The organism is Caballeronia hypogeia, assembly GCF_001544875.2.
GTDB classification, from domain to species: Bacteria; Pseudomonadota; Gammaproteobacteria; order Burkholderiales; family Burkholderiaceae; genus Caballeronia; species Caballeronia hypogeia.
In genome coordinates, this window is record NZ_FCOA02000052.1 from 16,014 (window position 1) to 32,893 (window position 16,880).

Annotated in this window: 13 protein-coding genes and 1 pseudogene; 3 read left to right on the forward strand and 11 right to left on the reverse strand. The window is 61.3% G+C overall.

The window, feature by feature from the left end; all coding sequences use genetic code 11:
* Nucleotides 1–22 precede the first annotated feature (22 nt).
* From pdxA to AWB79_RS36470, 3 genes are all read right to left on the reverse strand, one after another.
* A complete protein-coding gene (gene pdxA / locus AWB79_RS36460) occupies nt 23–1,006 on the reverse strand; it encodes a 4-hydroxythreonine-4-phosphate dehydrogenase PdxA (protein WP_061172326.1) in 984 nt (327 codons plus the stop codon).
* A 28-nt stretch (nt 1,007–1,034) separates the two neighbouring features.
* Nucleotides 1,035–2,378 (reverse strand): peptidylprolyl isomerase, encoded by a 1,344-nt coding sequence (locus AWB79_RS36465; RefSeq protein ID WP_061172327.1) that lies wholly within the window; start codon nt 2,376–2,378, stop codon nt 1,035–1,037.
* Nucleotides 2,379–2,541: 163 nt separating this feature from the next.
* Complete coding sequence (locus AWB79_RS36470; protein WP_061172328.1) at nt 2,542–4,932, reverse strand: LPS-assembly protein LptD; 2,391 nt, start codon at nt 4,930–4,932, stop codon at nt 2,542–2,544.
* A gap of 209 nt (nt 4,933–5,141) precedes the next feature.
* Between AWB79_RS36470 and AWB79_RS36475 the strand changes: the two genes are divergently transcribed.
* The 3 genes from AWB79_RS36475 to purB all read left to right on the forward strand — a co-directional run bounded on the left by AWB79_RS36475 (nt 5,142) and on the right by purB (nt 8,349).
* On the forward strand, nt 5,142–6,167 hold the full coding sequence (locus tag AWB79_RS36475) for an aminoglycoside phosphotransferase family protein (protein WP_061172329.1): 1,026 nt from the start codon (nt 5,142–5,144) through the stop codon (nt 6,165–6,167).
* A gap of 15 nt (nt 6,168–6,182) precedes the next feature.
* Nucleotides 6,183–6,884 (forward strand): N-acetylmuramate alpha-1-phosphate uridylyltransferase MurU, encoded by a 702-nt coding sequence (gene murU / locus AWB79_RS36480; RefSeq protein ID WP_061172330.1) that lies wholly within the window; start codon nt 6,183–6,185, stop codon nt 6,882–6,884.
* 76 nt (nt 6,885–6,960) lie between these two features.
* Complete coding sequence (gene purB / locus AWB79_RS36485) at nt 6,961–8,349, forward strand: adenylosuccinate lyase (RefSeq protein WP_061172331.1); 1,389 nt, start codon at nt 6,961–6,963, stop codon at nt 8,347–8,349.
* A gap of 59 nt (nt 8,350–8,408) precedes the next feature.
* Here purB and AWB79_RS36490 read toward each other — a convergent pair whose 3' ends face one another.
* The 8 genes and pseudogenes from AWB79_RS36490 to AWB79_RS36525 all read right to left on the reverse strand — a co-directional run bounded on the left by AWB79_RS36490 (nt 8,409) and on the right by AWB79_RS36525 (nt 16,282).
* Nucleotides 8,409–8,909, reverse strand: coding sequence for a gluconokinase (locus AWB79_RS36490; RefSeq protein WP_061172332.1), 501 nt, complete (start codon nt 8,907–8,909; stop codon nt 8,409–8,411).
* A gap of 10 nt (nt 8,910–8,919) precedes the next feature.
* Nucleotides 8,920–10,284 carry a GntP family permease gene (locus AWB79_RS36495; RefSeq protein WP_061172333.1) on the reverse strand — a complete coding sequence of 455 codons (1,365 nt, stop codon included), beginning with the start codon at nt 10,282–10,284 and terminating at the stop codon, nt 8,920–8,922.
* Between the two features lie 253 nt (nt 10,285–10,537).
* Nucleotides 10,538–10,849: a hypothetical protein gene (locus AWB79_RS36500; RefSeq protein WP_061172334.1), complete on the reverse strand. Its 312-nt coding sequence runs from the start codon at nt 10,847–10,849 to the stop codon at nt 10,538–10,540.
* Nucleotides 10,850–10,949: 100 nt separating this feature from the next.
* The gene (locus tag AWB79_RS40715; RefSeq protein WP_061172335.1) at nt 10,950–11,411 is read right to left on the reverse strand and encodes a YadA C-terminal domain-containing protein; all 462 of its coding nucleotides are present in this window, start codon (nt 11,409–11,411) and stop codon (nt 10,950–10,952) included.
* A 408-nt stretch (nt 11,412–11,819) separates the two neighbouring features.
* Nucleotides 11,820–12,395: pseudogene (locus AWB79_RS41120) on the reverse strand (ESPR domain-containing protein); the annotation flags it as partial.
* Between the two features lie 406 nt (nt 12,396–12,801).
* Nucleotides 12,802–13,974 carry a DUF2827 domain-containing protein gene (locus tag AWB79_RS36515; RefSeq protein ID WP_061172337.1) on the reverse strand — a complete coding sequence of 391 codons (1,173 nt, stop codon included), beginning with the start codon at nt 13,972–13,974 and terminating at the stop codon, nt 12,802–12,804.
* A 2-nt stretch (nt 13,975–13,976) separates the two neighbouring features.
* A complete protein-coding gene (locus tag AWB79_RS36520) occupies nt 13,977–15,128 on the reverse strand; it encodes a DUF2827 domain-containing protein (protein WP_061172338.1) in 1,152 nt (383 codons plus the stop codon).
* Nucleotides 15,125–16,282: a DUF2827 domain-containing protein gene (locus AWB79_RS36525; RefSeq protein ID WP_061172339.1), complete on the reverse strand. Its 1,158-nt coding sequence runs from the start codon at nt 16,280–16,282 to the stop codon at nt 15,125–15,127. The genes AWB79_RS36520 and AWB79_RS36525 overlap by 4 nt, the downstream gene beginning before the upstream one ends.
* Nucleotides 16,283–16,880: the final 598 nt, after the last annotated feature.

Here is a 16,880-nt window from a genome sequence, read left to right on the forward strand (position 1 = left end):
ACTGGTTCGAATGAATGCGCGCTCAAGCGCCGCGCTTGTGACGCGCCATGGACACGGCGGCGTCGATCGCGGCGATCATGCTGCCCGCGTCCGCGCGGCCCGTGCCGGCGAGGTCCAGGGCCGTGCCGTGATCCACCGACGTGCGGATGATCGGCAGGCCCAGCGTCACGTTGATGCCTTCGCCGAAGGTCGCGTATTTCAGCACCGGCAAGCCTTGATCGTGGAACATCGCGAGCACGCAGTCGGCGTCTTTCAGATAGCGCGGCTGGAACAAGGTATCGGCGGGATACGGCCCGCGCGCGTCGATGCCGAGCGCGCGGGCGCGTTCGAGCGCGGGCGTGATGACGTCGATTTCCTCGCGGCCGAGATAGCCGTTCTCGCCCGCATGCGGATTGAGCCCGGTGACGAGAATGCGCGGTGCGGCCAGGCCGAAATGCGCGCGTAGATCGTGATCGATGATGGAGAGCGTTTCGACCAGACCGTCGATGCTGAGCGCCGCCGAAACGTCCTTCAGCGGCAAGTGCGTGGTCGCGAGCGCGACGCGCAACGGACGCTCGCTCGAACCGGCGAGCATCATCACGACGCGCGGCGTGCTCGTGCGCTCGGCGAGATACTCGGTGTGGCCGGTGAAGGGAACGCCGGCATCGTTGATCGTGCTCTTTTGCAGCGGCGCGGTGACGATCGCGTCGAAACGGCCGGAAACGGCGCCGTCGATGGCGGTGTCGAGCAAGCCAAGCACGTAACGCCCGTTGGCGGCGTCGAGTTTGCCGGGCACCGCGGGAACCGCCAGCGCGTGATGTTCGACCTCGACCGGATCGTGCGCCGCGGGCCAGCCCGCGCCTGCGCGCGTTTCGAGCAACGCGCGGTCGCCCAGCACGGTGAAGCGCGCCTGCGGCCAGCGCTGGCGCGCCTGCTTCAGCGCCGCAGCCGTCAGTTCCGGGCCGACACCGGCCGGCTCGCCTGTCGTGATGGCGATGGCGAGCGGTCGGGCGTCAGCGGTGCTCATGAGTTTATTGCGGGAGTTTATTGCGGGTTTATTGCTGCTGGGCAGCGATGCCCTTGTACTGCACGTAAGCGGTGTCGCGCAGCTCGCGCAGCCAGTCGGAGTACGCCTGCTCGGCCTTGCGCTGGCCGATTGCCTGACGCGCGATGTCGAGCTGTTGCGAAGCCGAACCTTCCGCGTCGCGGCGGCCGAGCACCTGGATCAGGTGATAGCCGTATTCGCTTCGCACCGGATCGCTGACCGCGCCGTCCTGCAGATTGTTCATTGCGCGTTCGAACTCGGGCACGGTCTCGCCCGGGCTGATCCAGCCGAGATCGCCGCCCTGCGAGGCCGAACCGTCCTGCGAATACGTGCGCGCGAAGTTCGCGAAATCGCCGCCGGCGAGCACTTGCTGCTTGATGTCGAGTAGTTTCTGGCGCGCGGCCTGTTCCGACATGCCGTCCGACACACGCAGCAGGATGTGGCGCACGTGCGTCTGCACGAGCTTGGGTGCATCCGCCGCCGTGCCCTGGCTTGCGCGGCGATCCACCAGCTTGACGATCTCGAAGCCGCCGTCGGTGCGCAAAAGCGTCGGCACGACCTGGCCCGGACGCAGCGTGGACACCGCCGTCACGATGCCCGCCGGCAACGAGCCCGGCACACGGAAGCCGAGATCGCCGCCCTTGCCGGCGTCGGTGTCCTGCGAATTCTGCTTGGCGAGCTTGGAGAAATCCTCGCCGGCTTGTGCCTGCTTGAGCACGGCGTCGGCCTGTGCCTGGACCTTCGCGACGTCGCTTTCCGGCGCGTTCGCCGGCAGCTTGAACATGATGTGCTGCAGACGCAGGTCGCTGGCGTTGCGCGAGCCCGGACCGCGCTGGCTGGCGATGTAGTTCGCCACTTCGCCGTCCGAGACCGTGATCTTGCTGTCCACTTCCTTCTCGCGCAGCTTGGAGAGCGTGAGTTCGGTGCGCGCATCGCGCACGAAGGTGGACCAGGGCACGCCCTGCGCCTCGATGCGCGCGCGATAGACGTCGAGCGTCATCTGGTTTTGTTGCGCGAGACGCGCGAGCGTGCGGTTCACGGCGGCGTCATCGATGTTGATGCCGTCTTCCTTCGCCTTCTGAAGCTGGATGCGCTCGAGCACCATCTGGTCGAGCACCTGCCGCTGCAACTGGTCGGCCGGCGGCACGGGCGCGTTCTGCTGCTGCAGCCGCTTGGAGATCAGCGCCGAGCGCTCCTCCAGTTCGCGTTGCGTGATGACGCCGTCGTTCACCACCGCGACGACGGAATCGGCGAGCTGCGCATTGCGGTTCGACAACGCCTGCGCACCGGCCGGCGTACTCAGGATCAGCGCGGCAGCGAGCGCACCCGCTGCGATTACCGTCGATCGAAACATATTCACGTTTGCCACAGATACTCCATCAAATACGAGCTTTGCCCGTTCGTGTGCCGCTTGTGTTGCCCGATTGCGGCGTTCGACGCCGCTTTCACTGCCTTTGTCGAGCGCCCCTTCGTTGAGCGCCCCTATTGTTGAGCGCCGCGAAACGCCCGCTCCGATCTCACTCGTAATCGCTGTATCGGGAGAGCGGCGCCGCTGCTGGCGGCGGCGGCTGATAACCCTGGACGCTCGCGCGGAACGCGCTGACGAGGCCGTTGTCGACGTTCGACAAGCCCTTGAAGGTCAGTTGCGCGAGCGCGCGCGAACCCGACGAAGGCTGGCCGACGCTGTTCACGCCATTGGCGTAGCGCTGAAAGCCGATGCCGAACGCCCAGCAGTCGGCATCGTACTGGAAGCCCACGAGGCCGTCGACGAGACGATGGCTCGCGAGATCATAATTTACGCGGCCGACGGCGTAGAGGCGATTCGTGAGCGGCCATTCGCCGGACAACAGAATCTGGTTGATCGGTTCGTTCACGAGGGTGGTCTGGTTCGACCGCGTGTAGCGGTAGCCGACGTTGATCACCCTGCGTTCCCCGGGACTGAACGCGAAACCGATGCTTGAGCGCACCAGCTGGTTGTTGTCCACATTATATTGGAACGCGGTTTCCGAGGCGAAACCCGCGCCCAGCTTGATGGCGGCGCCCGCGATCAGGTCCGAGTGCTTGGCCTGCTCGGGCAGTTGGCCCGGCGTGATCGTGACACGCTGACTCTGGAAATAGTATTGCTGGGCAATGACGAAACGCGCGCGTTCATCGCCCGTCGCCGGGTTGATGAAACGCGTCGTCAAACCCGCCGTGATGCGGTTCGCGTCCGCGATCCGGTCATTGCCGACGAACGTGTTCGGCGTATAGATCTCGGCCAGGCCGAAGTCGGCTTCGGCCGTGTCGAATATCGGCGCGAAGTCCTGATTGTGATACGGCGTGTAGACGTAGTAGAGCCTCGGCTCCAGCGTCTGGATGTAATCCTGTCCGAACAGGCGCACCGAGCGGTCGAACACCAGACCGGTGTCGAGGCTAATGGTCGGGATCGACTCGGTGAAATTCTTCGGCTGCCCGGCCACCGGCGGCGACGAACCCGGCACCTGCGAGGTCGCGATATGGCTCAGGTCGTACGACGCGAAGTGCCACTGCACCTTCGGCGTGATGAAGTAGCCCGGCGCATTGACGCTGTAGCTCAGGTACGGATTGAAGTACAGCCGGTTGCCGTCGGTCGCGCCGTCCTGCGTGATCGTGAAGCGCGTGGCGTCCAGTTCCGCGCCGTAATCGAAGCCGCCGACGTTGTACTTGTTGTACTGCACGTTCACCTGCGGCTCGCGGGCGTACGGCGGAATCGACGGCGTCAGCGTCTGCCAGCGCTGCTCGCGCGCGAGCACCGACCACGGGCCGTTGTTGTACGTGAGCCCCGCTTCCTGCTGATACAGCAACTGCGTGCCGTTCAGGAACTGGTTCGACGCGTTGCCGAGGTCTTCCGGATACTGGCTGTCCGAGACCTTGTTGTAATTGACGTAGCCGCCGAAACCGCTGCCGAAATTCTGGCGATGCTGCCAGAAAATCGCGTAACGGTTCGTGTGCGTGACGCGGTCGTCAGGCAGATAGTTGACGTCGAGCGAACCCGAGTACGTAGGCGACAGATAGCGGTACATCGCCTCGCCGAGCACGCCGCGCTTCGTCATGATGCGCGGCGTGACCGTCAGATCGCGATTGGGCGCGATGTTGAAGTAGTACGGAATCGTCGCTTCGAAACCGGTCGTCGAGCCGAGCGAGAAGGTCGGCGGCAACAGGCCGCTGCGACGGTCGCTCGTCAGCGGAAACGACAGCCACGGGCTCGCGAACACCGGCACGCCCTGGAAGAACAGCACGCCGTTATGCGCGATGCCGTCTTCGGAGCCGGTGTCGAAATCGAACGATGTACCCTTGATGTACCACGCCGGATCCGCTTCGCACTGGCAGGCGGTGTACGTGCCGTGATCGACGCGCGCCCGCTCGTTGTCGATCAGGTCGATGCGTTCCGCGCTGCCCGAGCCGCCCGTCAGATTGAAGTGGTACTTCGGGTTCGTCATGAACCCTTCGTTGGCCTCCACCTTCAGGTGCGCTTCCGGACCGATGAACGACACGCCGTTGTTGATCAGCCTGACATTGCCGAAAGCATCGGCCATGTCGGTGTCCTGGTCGTAGTGCAGCGCGTCGCTCTTGATGACCGTCACCGTGCGCCGTATCTCCGCCGAGCCCTTCGCCGCCATGTCCTCGTCGGACGTGCCGGTCGCCTTGTCGCTCAGGAGGAAGGTCGAGGGCTGCTGGCCGCTTTGCAACGGGCGCTCTTCAAGCTGCGGCGCGAGGCGCAGACTCTCGGGACCGTCGAGCGGCCCGGCATAGGACGCCGCCCCGGTTAGCTGGGCATGCGCGAGAGCGGGCATCAGGCCCGGTACTGACAGAAGCGCGACGACGAGCCGCCGCCTGCGTGGCTGAGCGTCGCTTTTGATTTTCGGTGCGGGAAGCTTTCGTGGCGGCATGTATGGGTGGCGGTTCGATCCCGTTCGCGTCCCGCGCGCCCGATGCCGCCGGGCAGGCGGCCGAACTTGACGGTCCGTTGCCAGGCAAGGACGGCACTCGATCGAACGGTGACGCGCACGGTTGTCGGGAGCCTGGCGCCAGGCGTGAAACGGATCGCTTAAAAAAGTCGTGGGGTATTATATGGCAAGATGTTTTGCCCCTCGAATTTATGACGCAGATTACTTCCGACGCCCGCCTGGATCAGCTCCGTTCCTGGCTTCGATCCGTGGCCGATCGCTATCGGCTGAACCTCGACAGTCTCGCTCCCGCCTCCACCGACGCAAGTTTCCGCCGCTATTTCCGTCTCGACAGCGATTCGGCACACGGCAGGACGCTCATCGCCGTCGATGCGCCGCCGCCCGAAAAGTGCCGCGAGTTCGTACAGGTCGCCGCGCTGCTGGACGCGGCGAACGTGCATGTGCCGAAGATCCTCGAGACCGATTTCGAAGCCGGTTTCATGCTCGTGACCGATCTCGGCACGACGACCTACATCTCGGTGCTCGACGAAAAGAACGCGCGGCCGCTGATGCGCGCCGCCATCGACACGCTGATCCGCTTTCAGCAGACCGCGCGCGAAGGCGTGCTGCCGCCGTTCGACGAAGCGTTTCTGCGCCGCGAAATGGAACTGATGCCGGAATGGTTCATCGGTCGTCATCTGGGCCGCGAAGTCACCGCCGACGAGCGCAAGACGCTCGACGACACTTTCGCGCTGCTTGTGCAGAGCGCGCTCGCCCAGCCGCAGACTTTCATGCTGCGTGATTTCATGCCGCGCAATCTGATGGTGTGCGAGCCGAATCCGGGCGTGCTGGATTTCCAGGATGCGGTGTACGGGCCGATCACGTATGACATGGCGTCGCTGCTGCGCGACGCCTTCGTGAGCTGGGACGAGGAGTTTCAACTCGACTGCGCCGCGTACTACTGGGAGCGCGCGAAGAAAGCCGGTCTTCCCGTCGATGCGGATTTCGGCGAGTTCTATCGGCAGCTCGAATGGATGGGTCTGCAACGCCACATCAAGGTGCTCGGGCTGTTCGCGCGCATCCACTATCGCGACGGCAAGCCGCGTTATCTGGCGGACCTGCCGCGTTTCATCGGCTATGCACGCAAGGTCGCGGAACGCTACGCGCCGCTGTGGCCGTTCGCGCGCCTGCTCGACACGCTCGAAGGCCGCGCGGTCGAAGTCGGCTACACCTTCTGATCTCTTCGATTCCCAATGACGCACGCTTTGAATACGGCGATGATCTTCGCCGCCGGACGCGGCGAACGCATGCGCCCGCTCACCGACACCTGTCCGAAACCCTTGCTCGAAGCCGGCGGCAAGCCGCTGATCGTGTGGCAGATCGAGCGCCTGGCGGCGGCTGGAATCCGGACCGTCGTCATCAATCATGCGTGGCTCGGCGAGCAGATCGAAGCCGCACTGGGCGACGGCTCGCGCTGGGGTATCGAGTTGCGTTATTCGGCCGAGACCGAGGCGCTGGAAACCGCGGGCGGCATCGCGAACGCGCGGCATCTGATCGGTGATGGCGTGTTCATCGCGGTGAGCGGCGATGTGTTCTGCGATTTCGATTACGCGAGCCTGCGCGAGCGCGCCTCGAAGCTCGCGTCGATGGACGCTCCCGGCATGCATCTCGTCATGGTGCCGAATCCGCCGTTCCATCCGAAAGGCGACTTCGCGCTGAACGACGGCATGCTCGCGCTCGAAGGCGAGCAGCGCTTCACCTTCGGCAATATCGGTCTCTACGACACGCGCATGTTCGGCGATCTCGCGCCCGGCACGCGCCGCGCGCTCACGCCCTACTATCGCGAAACCATCGTGCACGGACGCGCGAGCGGCGAGCTTTACGAAGGCCGCTGGGAAAATGTCGGCACGCCCGCGCAACTCCGCGCACTCGACGAGGAACTGCGCGCCCGCTGAGCGCCCGGGAATGGGATGCATCCGATGGTAAAATGCGCGGTTCTCCCGTCTTTTCCCTTCCGGCTGCGCCTCAATCATGTCCGATACCCGTCCCGATACCCTCTTCGCGCTCACCGCGCTCTCGCCGCTCGACGGCCGCTACGCCGCCAAGACCGAAGCCCTGCGCGACTGGCTCTCCGAAGCCGCGTTCATGCGCCATCGCGTGACGGTGGAGATTCACTGGCTGATCGCGCTGTCGCGCGCCGGTTTTGCCGAGGTGCCGCGCTTCTCCGAGGCGTCCGAGCAATTCCTGCTAGGCCTGGCCGAGCGCTTCACCGCGCACGACGCGGCGCGCATCAAGGACATCGAGCGCGTCACCAATCACGACGTGAAGGCCGTCGAGTACTGGCTCAAGGAGTCGGTCAAGGGGCAGCCGGAGCTGGAGCGCGCGAGTGAGTTCATCCACTTCGCGTGCACGTCGGAGGACATCAACAACACGTCGCACGGCTTGATGCTCGCAGGCGCGCGCGAACGCGTGATCCTGCCCGCGCTGCGCTCGGTTTATGAGCGGCTGGTCAAGCTCGCGCACATGCACGCCGAACAGCCGATGCTCTCGCGCACGCACGGCCAGCCCGCCAGCCCGACGACGCTCGGCAAGGAAATCGCCAACGTCGCGGCGCGTCTCGCGCGTGCGATCCAGCGCATCGAGAAGGTCGAACTGCTCGGCAAGATGAACGGCGCGGTCGGCAACTTCAATGCGCATCTGTCGGCGTATCCGGAGTTCGACTGGGAAGCGTTCTCTAAGGATGTCGTCGAAAATCGTCTGAAGCTGACGTTCAATCCGTACACGATCCAGATCGAGCCGCACGATTACATGGCGGAACTGTTCGACGCCGTCGCGCGCGCGAACACCATTCTTCTCGACCTCGACCGCGACGTGTGGGGCTACATCTCGCTCGGCTACTTCAAGCAGAAGACGAAGGCCGGCGAAATTGGCTCCTCGACGATGCCGCACAAGGTCAATCCGATCGACTTCGAAAACTCGGAAGGCAATCTCGGCCTCGCGAACGCGACGCTGCGCCATCTCTCGGAAAAGCTGCCGGTTTCACGCTGGCAGCGCGATCTGACCGACTCGACGGTGCTGCGCAATATCGGGGTGGCGTTCGGTTATTCGCTGCTAGCCTATGACGCGCTGATTCGCGGTCTCGACAAGCTCGAAGTGAACGCGGCGCGCCTGAACGAAGATCTCGACAACTGCTGGGAAGTGCTCGCGGAGCCGGTGCAGACGGTGATGCGCCGTTTCGGCATCGAAAATCCGTATGAGCAACTGAAGGAGCTGACGCGCGGCAAGGGCATCACGCGTGAGGCGCTGCAGACGTTCATCGGCGGCCTCGCGATTCCGGCCGACGCGAAGAAACTGCTGCTGGAGATGACGCCGGGCTCGTATATCGGCAAAGCTGTCGAACTGGCCAAGCGCATCGCTTAAGTCGTTGACGACACAAAAAAGCCCCGGAAGATCCGGGGCTTTTTGCTTTCTGCTACTCGTTATGCACCGCGCGTCTTGAGCTTTTCGAGCACGTTATCGACGATCTGCTCCGGCGTCAGTTCGATGCTTTCCGTGATCGCCTCGTCGTCGCCGGGTTCTTCGAGCGTGTCGAGCTGGCTCTGCAACAGGGACGGGTCGAAGAAGTGCCCCGTGCGCGATCCAAGCCGCTCGTGCAGCACCTCAAACGTGCCGTGCAGATAGACGAAGCAGACATCCTTGTCGCCGTCGCGCAGCACGTCGCGATACGAACGCTTGAGCGACGAGCACGTGAACACCGCCGTCTCGTTCGCGCGCTGCTTTTCCTCGATCGCCGCGCGAATCGTGCGCAGCCACGGCCAGCGGTCCTCGTCGGTCAGCGGAATGCCCTTGTGCATCTTCTCCTTGTTGGCGGCGCTGTGGAATGCGTCGCCGTCGGTGAACGAGCAGTGCAGGCGCTCCGCCAGCATCTCGCCGATGAGGGACTTGCCGGCGCCCGATACGCCCATTGCGATCAAAATCATCGAAGTCTCCTTACACGACCGCCGCGAGCGCGAAGGTCAAACCGAGGCCCATCAGGGAAATGATGGTTTCGAGCAACGACCAGGTCTTGAACGTCTGGCCGACCGTCATCCCGAAATACTCTTTGATCAGCCAGAAGCCGCCATCGTTCACATGCGAGAAGATCAGCGAGCCGGAGCCGGTGGCGAGCACCAGCAGCTCCGGGCTCGTGTTACCGCCCGCCGCGGCCGCGATCGGCGCGACGATGCCGCAGGCGGTCGTCATTGCGACCGTCGCGGAGCCGGTGGCCAGGCGGATCAGCGCGGCGACGAACCAGCCGAGCAGCAGCGGCGACAGATGCGCCGACGATGCGCTCGAGACGATCTGCTGCGAAATGCCGCTGTCGCGCAGAACCTGGCCGAAGCCGCCGCCCGCGCCGACGATCAGCGTAATGCCCGCGATCGGCGCAAGACATTCGCCGCAGAACTTCTGGATCTGCTCGCGGTTGAAGCCCTGCTTCGCGCCGAAGGTCCAGAAGCTGACCAGCACGGCGATCAGCAGGGCCATATCCGACTGGCCGATAAAGCGCAGCAGGTCGTTCGGCAGCGTTTTCGGCGTGAAGACCAGATCCGCCCAGCTTCCGACCAGCATCAGAATGACCGGCAGCAGGATGGTGAACAGCGTGATGCCGAAGCTCGGCAGCGCCTGCTTTTTCTGGGTATCGCCATGCTTTTGCGTGAACTGGTCGGCGAGCGCGTTGGCGTCGGGCAGCTTCACGTATTTGTGGATCATCAGCGCGAACAGCGGGCCGGCGACGATGGCAGTCGGCACACCCACGATCAGGCCGTACGCGATCGTCTTGCCGATATCGGCGTGATACGCCTGTACGGCGAGCAGCGCGGCCGGGTGCGGCGGAATCAGGCCGTGCACGACGGAGAGACCGGCGACCATCGGCAGGCCGATCAACAGCAGCGACTTGCCGGTGCGCCTGGCGACGTTGAACGCAATCGGAATCAGCAGCACGAAACCGACCTCGAAGAACACCGGCAAGCCAACGATGATCGCCACGACCATCATCGCCCAGTGAATGTTCTTCTCGCCGAACAGATTGATCAGCGTATTGGCGATGCGCTCCGCGCCGCCGGATTCGGCCATCATCTTGCCGAGCATGGTTCCGAGACCCACCACGACGGCAATGTGTCCGAGCGTGTTGCCGTTCCCGGTTTCGAACGACTTGACGATCTTGTCCATCGGCATGCCGACCGCGAGGGCCAGCAGGACCGACACGATCATGAGGACGAGGAACGGGTAAACCTTGAAGCGGGCGATCATCAGGATCAGAACCGCGATCGCGATCACCGCATAGAGCAGCAGCATGCTCCCGTGGACAGCTGGCATAACGCCTCCGTTGATTTTGTTGAGGTTTTTGCGCTATGTATGCGTTTGCCGTCGCTGCACTGCACAACAAGGTCAGCATCCGGCAAGCGCAAACACGGCGCTGGGCAACGGAATTTTACTTGTAAGCCGGGAAACAGACCTCAAAAGCGATCGAAAGTGAAACGATGCAAAAAAAGACCGGCGCTCTGGTCGAGCGCCGGTCTTCGTCACGGCGTGCCTTTAAAGGCCGCCGCGTCACAACAGCGTGCGAAGGTCAGGAGGCTGGCTTCTGCGTCGCGTTCCCTTGACACATGAAAGTGACCTCACGCGCGTTATTGCGCGCCTGTGCACCTTTGACACCGTCAATTGCTTCCAGCAGGACGACCTGCTTGTCAGCGCAAATCCGGACGGCGCCGGCCATGCACGCATTCTGAGACTGGAACAAGCCGTTACAGGTGACGCGATACGCTTCGCCCTTCCCCGCAATGTTCACCTTGTTGGATGTGTAGGTGAGACCGCTATCTGTCGTACATCCTTGAAGTACGCCGACAGCCGCCAAAACCACGAAAAGAATTCTGGAGATCATGTTCGTTGATTGAGTAACCGAATACGAGGCACGCGCCTGAGCGATTGCTGACTGCTCAATCGCTCAGGCTTCCCGAGCTTGCGCCCGGGAAAACGATGGCTTACCAGCGATACGAAGCGTTAGCTCCATACACCGTGCCGCCGTTGCTCTTCGCTGCGCCCGCCTTCATCACCAGGTTCTGAGTCACACGCAAGTTCACGGCCAAGCCTGCTGCTGCATAGCCCTGATAGGTCGCGCCACCCACACCGACCGAGATGTTCTTGTCCTGGTCGATGTTCGGGATCATCGCCATGGCGCTAGCCGCGGCAATGCCCGAGTATGCGCTGCGTGCGACGCCGGAAACCTGGCCCTGAAGCACGTTGACTTGCGAGTCGGTGTAACTGATCGCGTCCGTAGCGCTCGTGCCGTCAGCGACGTTCGTCACCTTCACCGGCGCAGCACCCGTGCCCTTGCCGCCCAGCGTCACCGTGCTGTGCGTCGAGTCGTCGTACATGACCGCGTCGCGCAGACCCGTGGACAGCGAGTTGATCGAGGTCGAGGTCGAGCTCGACAGCGAGTTCATGCCCGTGGAGATCGAGCTCACGCTCGAGGACATCGAGCTGAAGGCCGTCGAGGTCGAGGTCGACAGCGAGCTCAGACCCGTCGACAGCGAGCTGATGCCGCTCGACATCGAGCTTACGCTGGACGACATCGAGCTGATCGCCGTGGAGGTCGAAGTCGACAGCGAGCTCACGCCCGTGGACACCGAAGACCACGCGGTCGAGATCGAACTCATGCCCGTCGACAAACTGGTCGATGCCGAGTTCCAACCTGTCGAGATTGAACTTACCCCCGTAGACAGACTAGTCGATGCGCTGTTCCACGCCGTGGACAGCGAACTCATGTTGGTGGAGAGCGACGAGATTCCGGTTGAAAGCGAACGAGACACGGAGCTCACCGCAGTGGACAGCGAGCTAGATACCGTGAACAATTGCCCACCATTGACCGCATCCATGCTACCGCTCGAGATAGCGCCATCCGCAAGGTTGGTGATCTTATTCGAGTACATGTCCAAGACTTGCTGGAACTGGATCTTGGACTTAGCGCCCAAGATCACCTTGTCGTTGCCGATCGCCATGTACGCGGACTGAGCATTACCGAAATCGTCGGTTAGATAGACTCCGTTGAATCCCGTGGGTACCGCCGGGTTGCTGCCACCGCAGGCACCGGCGTTTGCTGCGTCGCTGACGGGTCCCGCACCACTTGTCCAAAGTCCATAACCCGAACCGTTGCTACAGGCATTGATCATTCCACCCGCAGCCCAAGCACTGCCTGCTCCAATGGGAGCAACACCAAAGAGTGCAGATGTGATCCCGACGCCCGCGGCCCATAGCAGACTCGCTTTGAACATGCGTGACGCGCCTTGCTCAGACGAGTAAGGCGTTTGCTCGTCGGAGTCGCATACCGCGCCACCAGAACTCTTCTTGCCGCACGCCATCGCGGTTTCCGCGACCGCGACGAACGTCCCTACTTTCTCATTCCAAATACTGCGGTATGACTTGTTCATAAACCGATTCGACCCACTTAAAGCCAGCGTCTTTTACAAAAACAAAGGAAAACATCTTTGACCACGGCACAGAATATTGAAGCCCGCCTCCTCGATGAAGCGGACATGTCTTAAATTCAAGGGAGACTCGGTGCGTGTGGCGTCGTGGAGCAACACACTGCAAGCAGATTGATAAAAATCGGCTCACAGACATTGAGATAATGCTTATATTCGTCTCATCAAACTCTTATTGAAGTACCGAAACGATCAGTGCCTTAAGGCGAAGACGGCCTGATGATCCACAGCAGCTACTGTGGATATTGATGTTCAAGTTTCAGTTGATTCTGAGAGACATGACTGCAGAGCGCGATCGATGCAATCGCGCCCCGCGTCAACATAAGCCGCCAGAACAGCGGCTGAAGATGATTTACCGAATTGGCTTCTCGATCAGAGTATCGAGCAGCCCTGCATATCCGCGAACCAGCTCGGCGTTATCCGGCAGAAAGCGCGAAATCGCCGCCCGCTGCGCATCTCGATATTGCGCAAGTTGTGCATCATGCGTTTCGATCGCCTCGATTACACGTTTCGCACCTTCCGCCACATTGTTGTCACGATAGTAATACCCGAGGTCCGTACAGAACGTTGCGTTATGCACGAGCGGATACCCCTGCCAGCAAACCTCGAGGTAAAAATAGTTCAACGGGTTTTCCCATTGATGCGACACGACGATATCCGTTTTCTCCGCCAGAAACGTCGGCGTATCGAAGCGTCCGAGGAAAACCGCCTTGTGTTGCCGAACGATATCGAGCTGATTCATCAACGCGATAAATTCTTTGCAATTGATTGCAAGATGTTGCGCGTTGGTCACCTGCATCAATTCAATCGCATCCGGACGTTCGCGATAGGCGAGTTCCGAGATCATCGTCGGATAAAGACAGAATTTCACAACGTTGATATTCGGCTCCATCACGCTGAGCCGTCTCGGACCGTTGCGAGGCTGGTATTCCCCGTTGTTCGGCAAATTCGCCGTGCGCGCATTCAGGAAAACCGGGCTCCAGATGAACGGCACGACCTGCGCGGTCTGCCGGCGCAGCACCTCGAAATACGGCTTACTGATGTTGTCGACCTGCGGGATCATCCAGATGTCGTCGTAGCGCTGGTTGACGAACAGGTTCTCGCCGAAACTCGGCTTGTTGAACAGGATCGACTCCATTGCATGGACGTACTCGAAGCCGCAGCAATACGAGACGAGGCGCGCGCCGCGCTGCTTCAGATATTCGGTCGCCGCCGGATCGATCTGGCCGCCGAGTTCGATCAGCACATCGATGTTGTCCTTCGCGTCCGCGAAAGTGACTGTCGGCCAGCGCTTCAGATCCCACGGCAGCTTGTCCGTGATCGGAATGTGCGTCGTGTTGACGAGCACCGTGCTTTCCACATTCGGGCAGTTGCGCAGCGCTTCCGCGAGAAACACCGCGTTTTGCTTGATGCCGTTGTTCCACAGCGTTTCGGCTTCGTTGTGCAAGCCGATGGTGATACCAATTCGCAACTTCTTCGTTGCGCTGCGCGCCCTCGCGCCCGATTTCTGAATCTTGCTCTTCATATTTACGTCCTGGCGTACACCGACTCGATTGCTTCCGTATAGATCCGCACGTTCTCTTCGCTTTCAGGGTCGAGCTTGCGCAGGAACTTGGAGGCGGTCGCGCGATAGCTCTGCAGATTTTCGTCATGCTCCGCGAAGGCGCGCACCAGCGCGCGGCCGCCCTCTTCACAATCGAAATCGTGATAGCGGTAGCCGGTGTCATCGATCAGATGCGAGTTGTGAATCAGCGGATAGCCACCGTGCAGCGCTTCGTAATAAACGTAGTTCTGCGGGTTTTCCCATTGATGGCTGACCACGGCGTCCACGTGGGACGGCACGATCTGCGCGAAGGGGAAACGCCCTTCGAAGTTGCCGAGCCCGTGCCTGACGTAGTCGAGACTGTTCGCAAAGCCCGAGAAAGCCGCGTGATCCTTCAGCTTGAAGGTATTGAACGCCCAGACGCGTTCGAGCATGTCAGGATTCTCACGATGCGCCACTTCGCACGAAAGCATGGGGATATAGCTCGTTTTCACCATGCAGACGTTCGGCTCGAAAATGCCGACACGCCAGCGGCGCCTTCCCGGCTGATAACCAAACGTCTGGCCTTCCGGAAGCTTCGCGGCTTCGCGATCCAGTACGATCGGGCTCCACAGGTGCGGCATGAGCTTGACCGGAGCGCGGAACAGCGTCTGGAAATACGGCGCACAGCTTTTTTCGTACTCGGGGAGCGTCCACACTTCGTCATACGGCGCGCCGGAAATCAGCAGCGCGTGTTGCAGGTTGAACACCATGCGCTCGATATCGATGACGTAGTCGTTACCGACACGCATCGTAATAATCTTGCCGCCGCGTTCACGAAACTTGACCGACCATTCGCGATTGAGCTGCGCGCTCATTTCGATCATGACGTCGAGCTTCGAAGTAGCCGTTTCCATGTCGATGAGCGGCACCGGCGAATCCTGCAGGAAGCGCTTGGCGTCTTCCGGCCCGCCGTCGCCGCCGCCCGTCACGAGATAGGTGTTCTTCACGCGCGGCGAGCGCTTGAGCAGCATCACCAGATACAGACAGTTCTGAAAGATGCCGTTTTCCCAGAGCGACTGCTCACCTTTGCGGATGTAGATGGAAACGCCGACGTTGATCCGGTCCGGCATGCGGGACTTGCTTGACTTGCTCATACGCTCAACTTCGCCTCAGTACGTTTGCAGAGATGCAGCAACCGGTCCGCGAAAGCGTTCAGGTTGGCCTGGCTGAATGGGTTCACCGAATCGATCACGCGCTGCGCCTTCGCCCGGTAGTCGGCGAGCGACGCATCGTGCTCACGCGCGGCGCGCATCAACTGACGCGCGCCTTCCTGCGCGTTGAAGTCCGGGTAGTAGTAACCGGCTTCGAGCCACGGCGAGTTGTGGATCAGCGGATAGCCGCCGTACAGCACGTCGAGGTAGAGATAGTTCTGGTCATTGCCCCACTGGTGCGACACCACGGCGTCCGCGTACTGCGCCATGAAGCCGGCAATGTCGTTGCGACCGTGGAAGGTGGCCTTGCTGTCCTTCACGATGTTCATCGAGTTGGCCATGTGCACCAGCGTGGGGTGGTCCTTCATATGCACGGAATTGAGCACGTGCATATGCGAAACGCTCGACGGATCTTCCCGGTACGCTTCTTCGCAAACCAGCATGGGAATGCTCGAGGTTTTCACCACCGAAATATTCGGCTCGAACATTGCAACGCGGAAACCCTGCGTCTGCGTGAGCGGCTTGGCGGACGCGTCCGTGCGCGGTTGATATTCGTAACGAAGACCGTGATCGCTCACTTCCGCGATGCGCTTCTCGAGAAACTGCGGATGCCAGATGAACGGAATCAGATGAACGTCGCAGCGGTGCAGCGTGCGCATCATCGGAACGGAGAGACGGTCCTTCGGCATCAGCCAGATTTCGTCGTAGCGGTCCGGGCGCATGGAGTGCACGGGCTTGTCGAAAATCGGCGCTTCGACGAGGCCGACATAAGGCTGACCGCAGCAGTAATACACGACCTTCTTGCCACGGGCGCGCATGAGATCGAGCCACTGCGTATCCAGCGCGCCGCCCATCTCGAAGATGACGTCCACGGTGTCCGTCGCGTCTTGCGCGCGGATGATGCGCAGGCCCTTGGAGGCCATATCCACCTGCGGCGGCATGGCGTTCTGATCGCCGACATCGATAAGCGAAACGTCTTCGACGAAAGGCAGCTTCTGCAATGCTTCAGCCAGGAAAATCACGTTCTGGCCGAGGCCGTTTTGCCAGATATTCTGGCCCTGATGCGTGACTACTGATATTCCGATTCGAACGGTCATCGAATTGATATCCCAAAATTGCGAATTGCGATTTTTGAAACGGAGAGCTTCTTGTTTCTCCGTCCCTGGGGACCGGCGTTGACCCACGCCAAGGTGCAGTGTGGAGCGGTAGAGACAGGAGCAACACAGGAATTCCTTAGGAATTCAGATCGCCCGCCGGATAGCGAAAACTTCTGAATTCAATATATAGAAGAAGCCCCGGATTTCCCAGTAATCTCGAAGATTATGAGAGTCGTCTTATCAACGGTTTATTACGCTTTTTGAAGCGATATTGCGTCGATCAAACTGGTGCACGCGGCCGCGCAACGGCCACTCGACATCGTCGCCACGAGACGACAAAGCGAGAGCCTGAGACTTTTCTGAGAATGAGAGACGATCGGTGATCCTCGCACTCAGCGCGAACGTCACACGACACGTATGAGAGAGGTGGCCAGGCGAGACGGGCCCGGTCCGAAGAAGAAAACAAAGGCGCGCGGCATCGTGATGCTCGCGCGCCCGGGATCAAACGATATTGCTTACTTAGTCGACCCTGAACAATCCTCAAAGCCTTATGCGACAAGGCGTTGTGCTCCAAACCATGTTGAGCGAATTGCAGGAA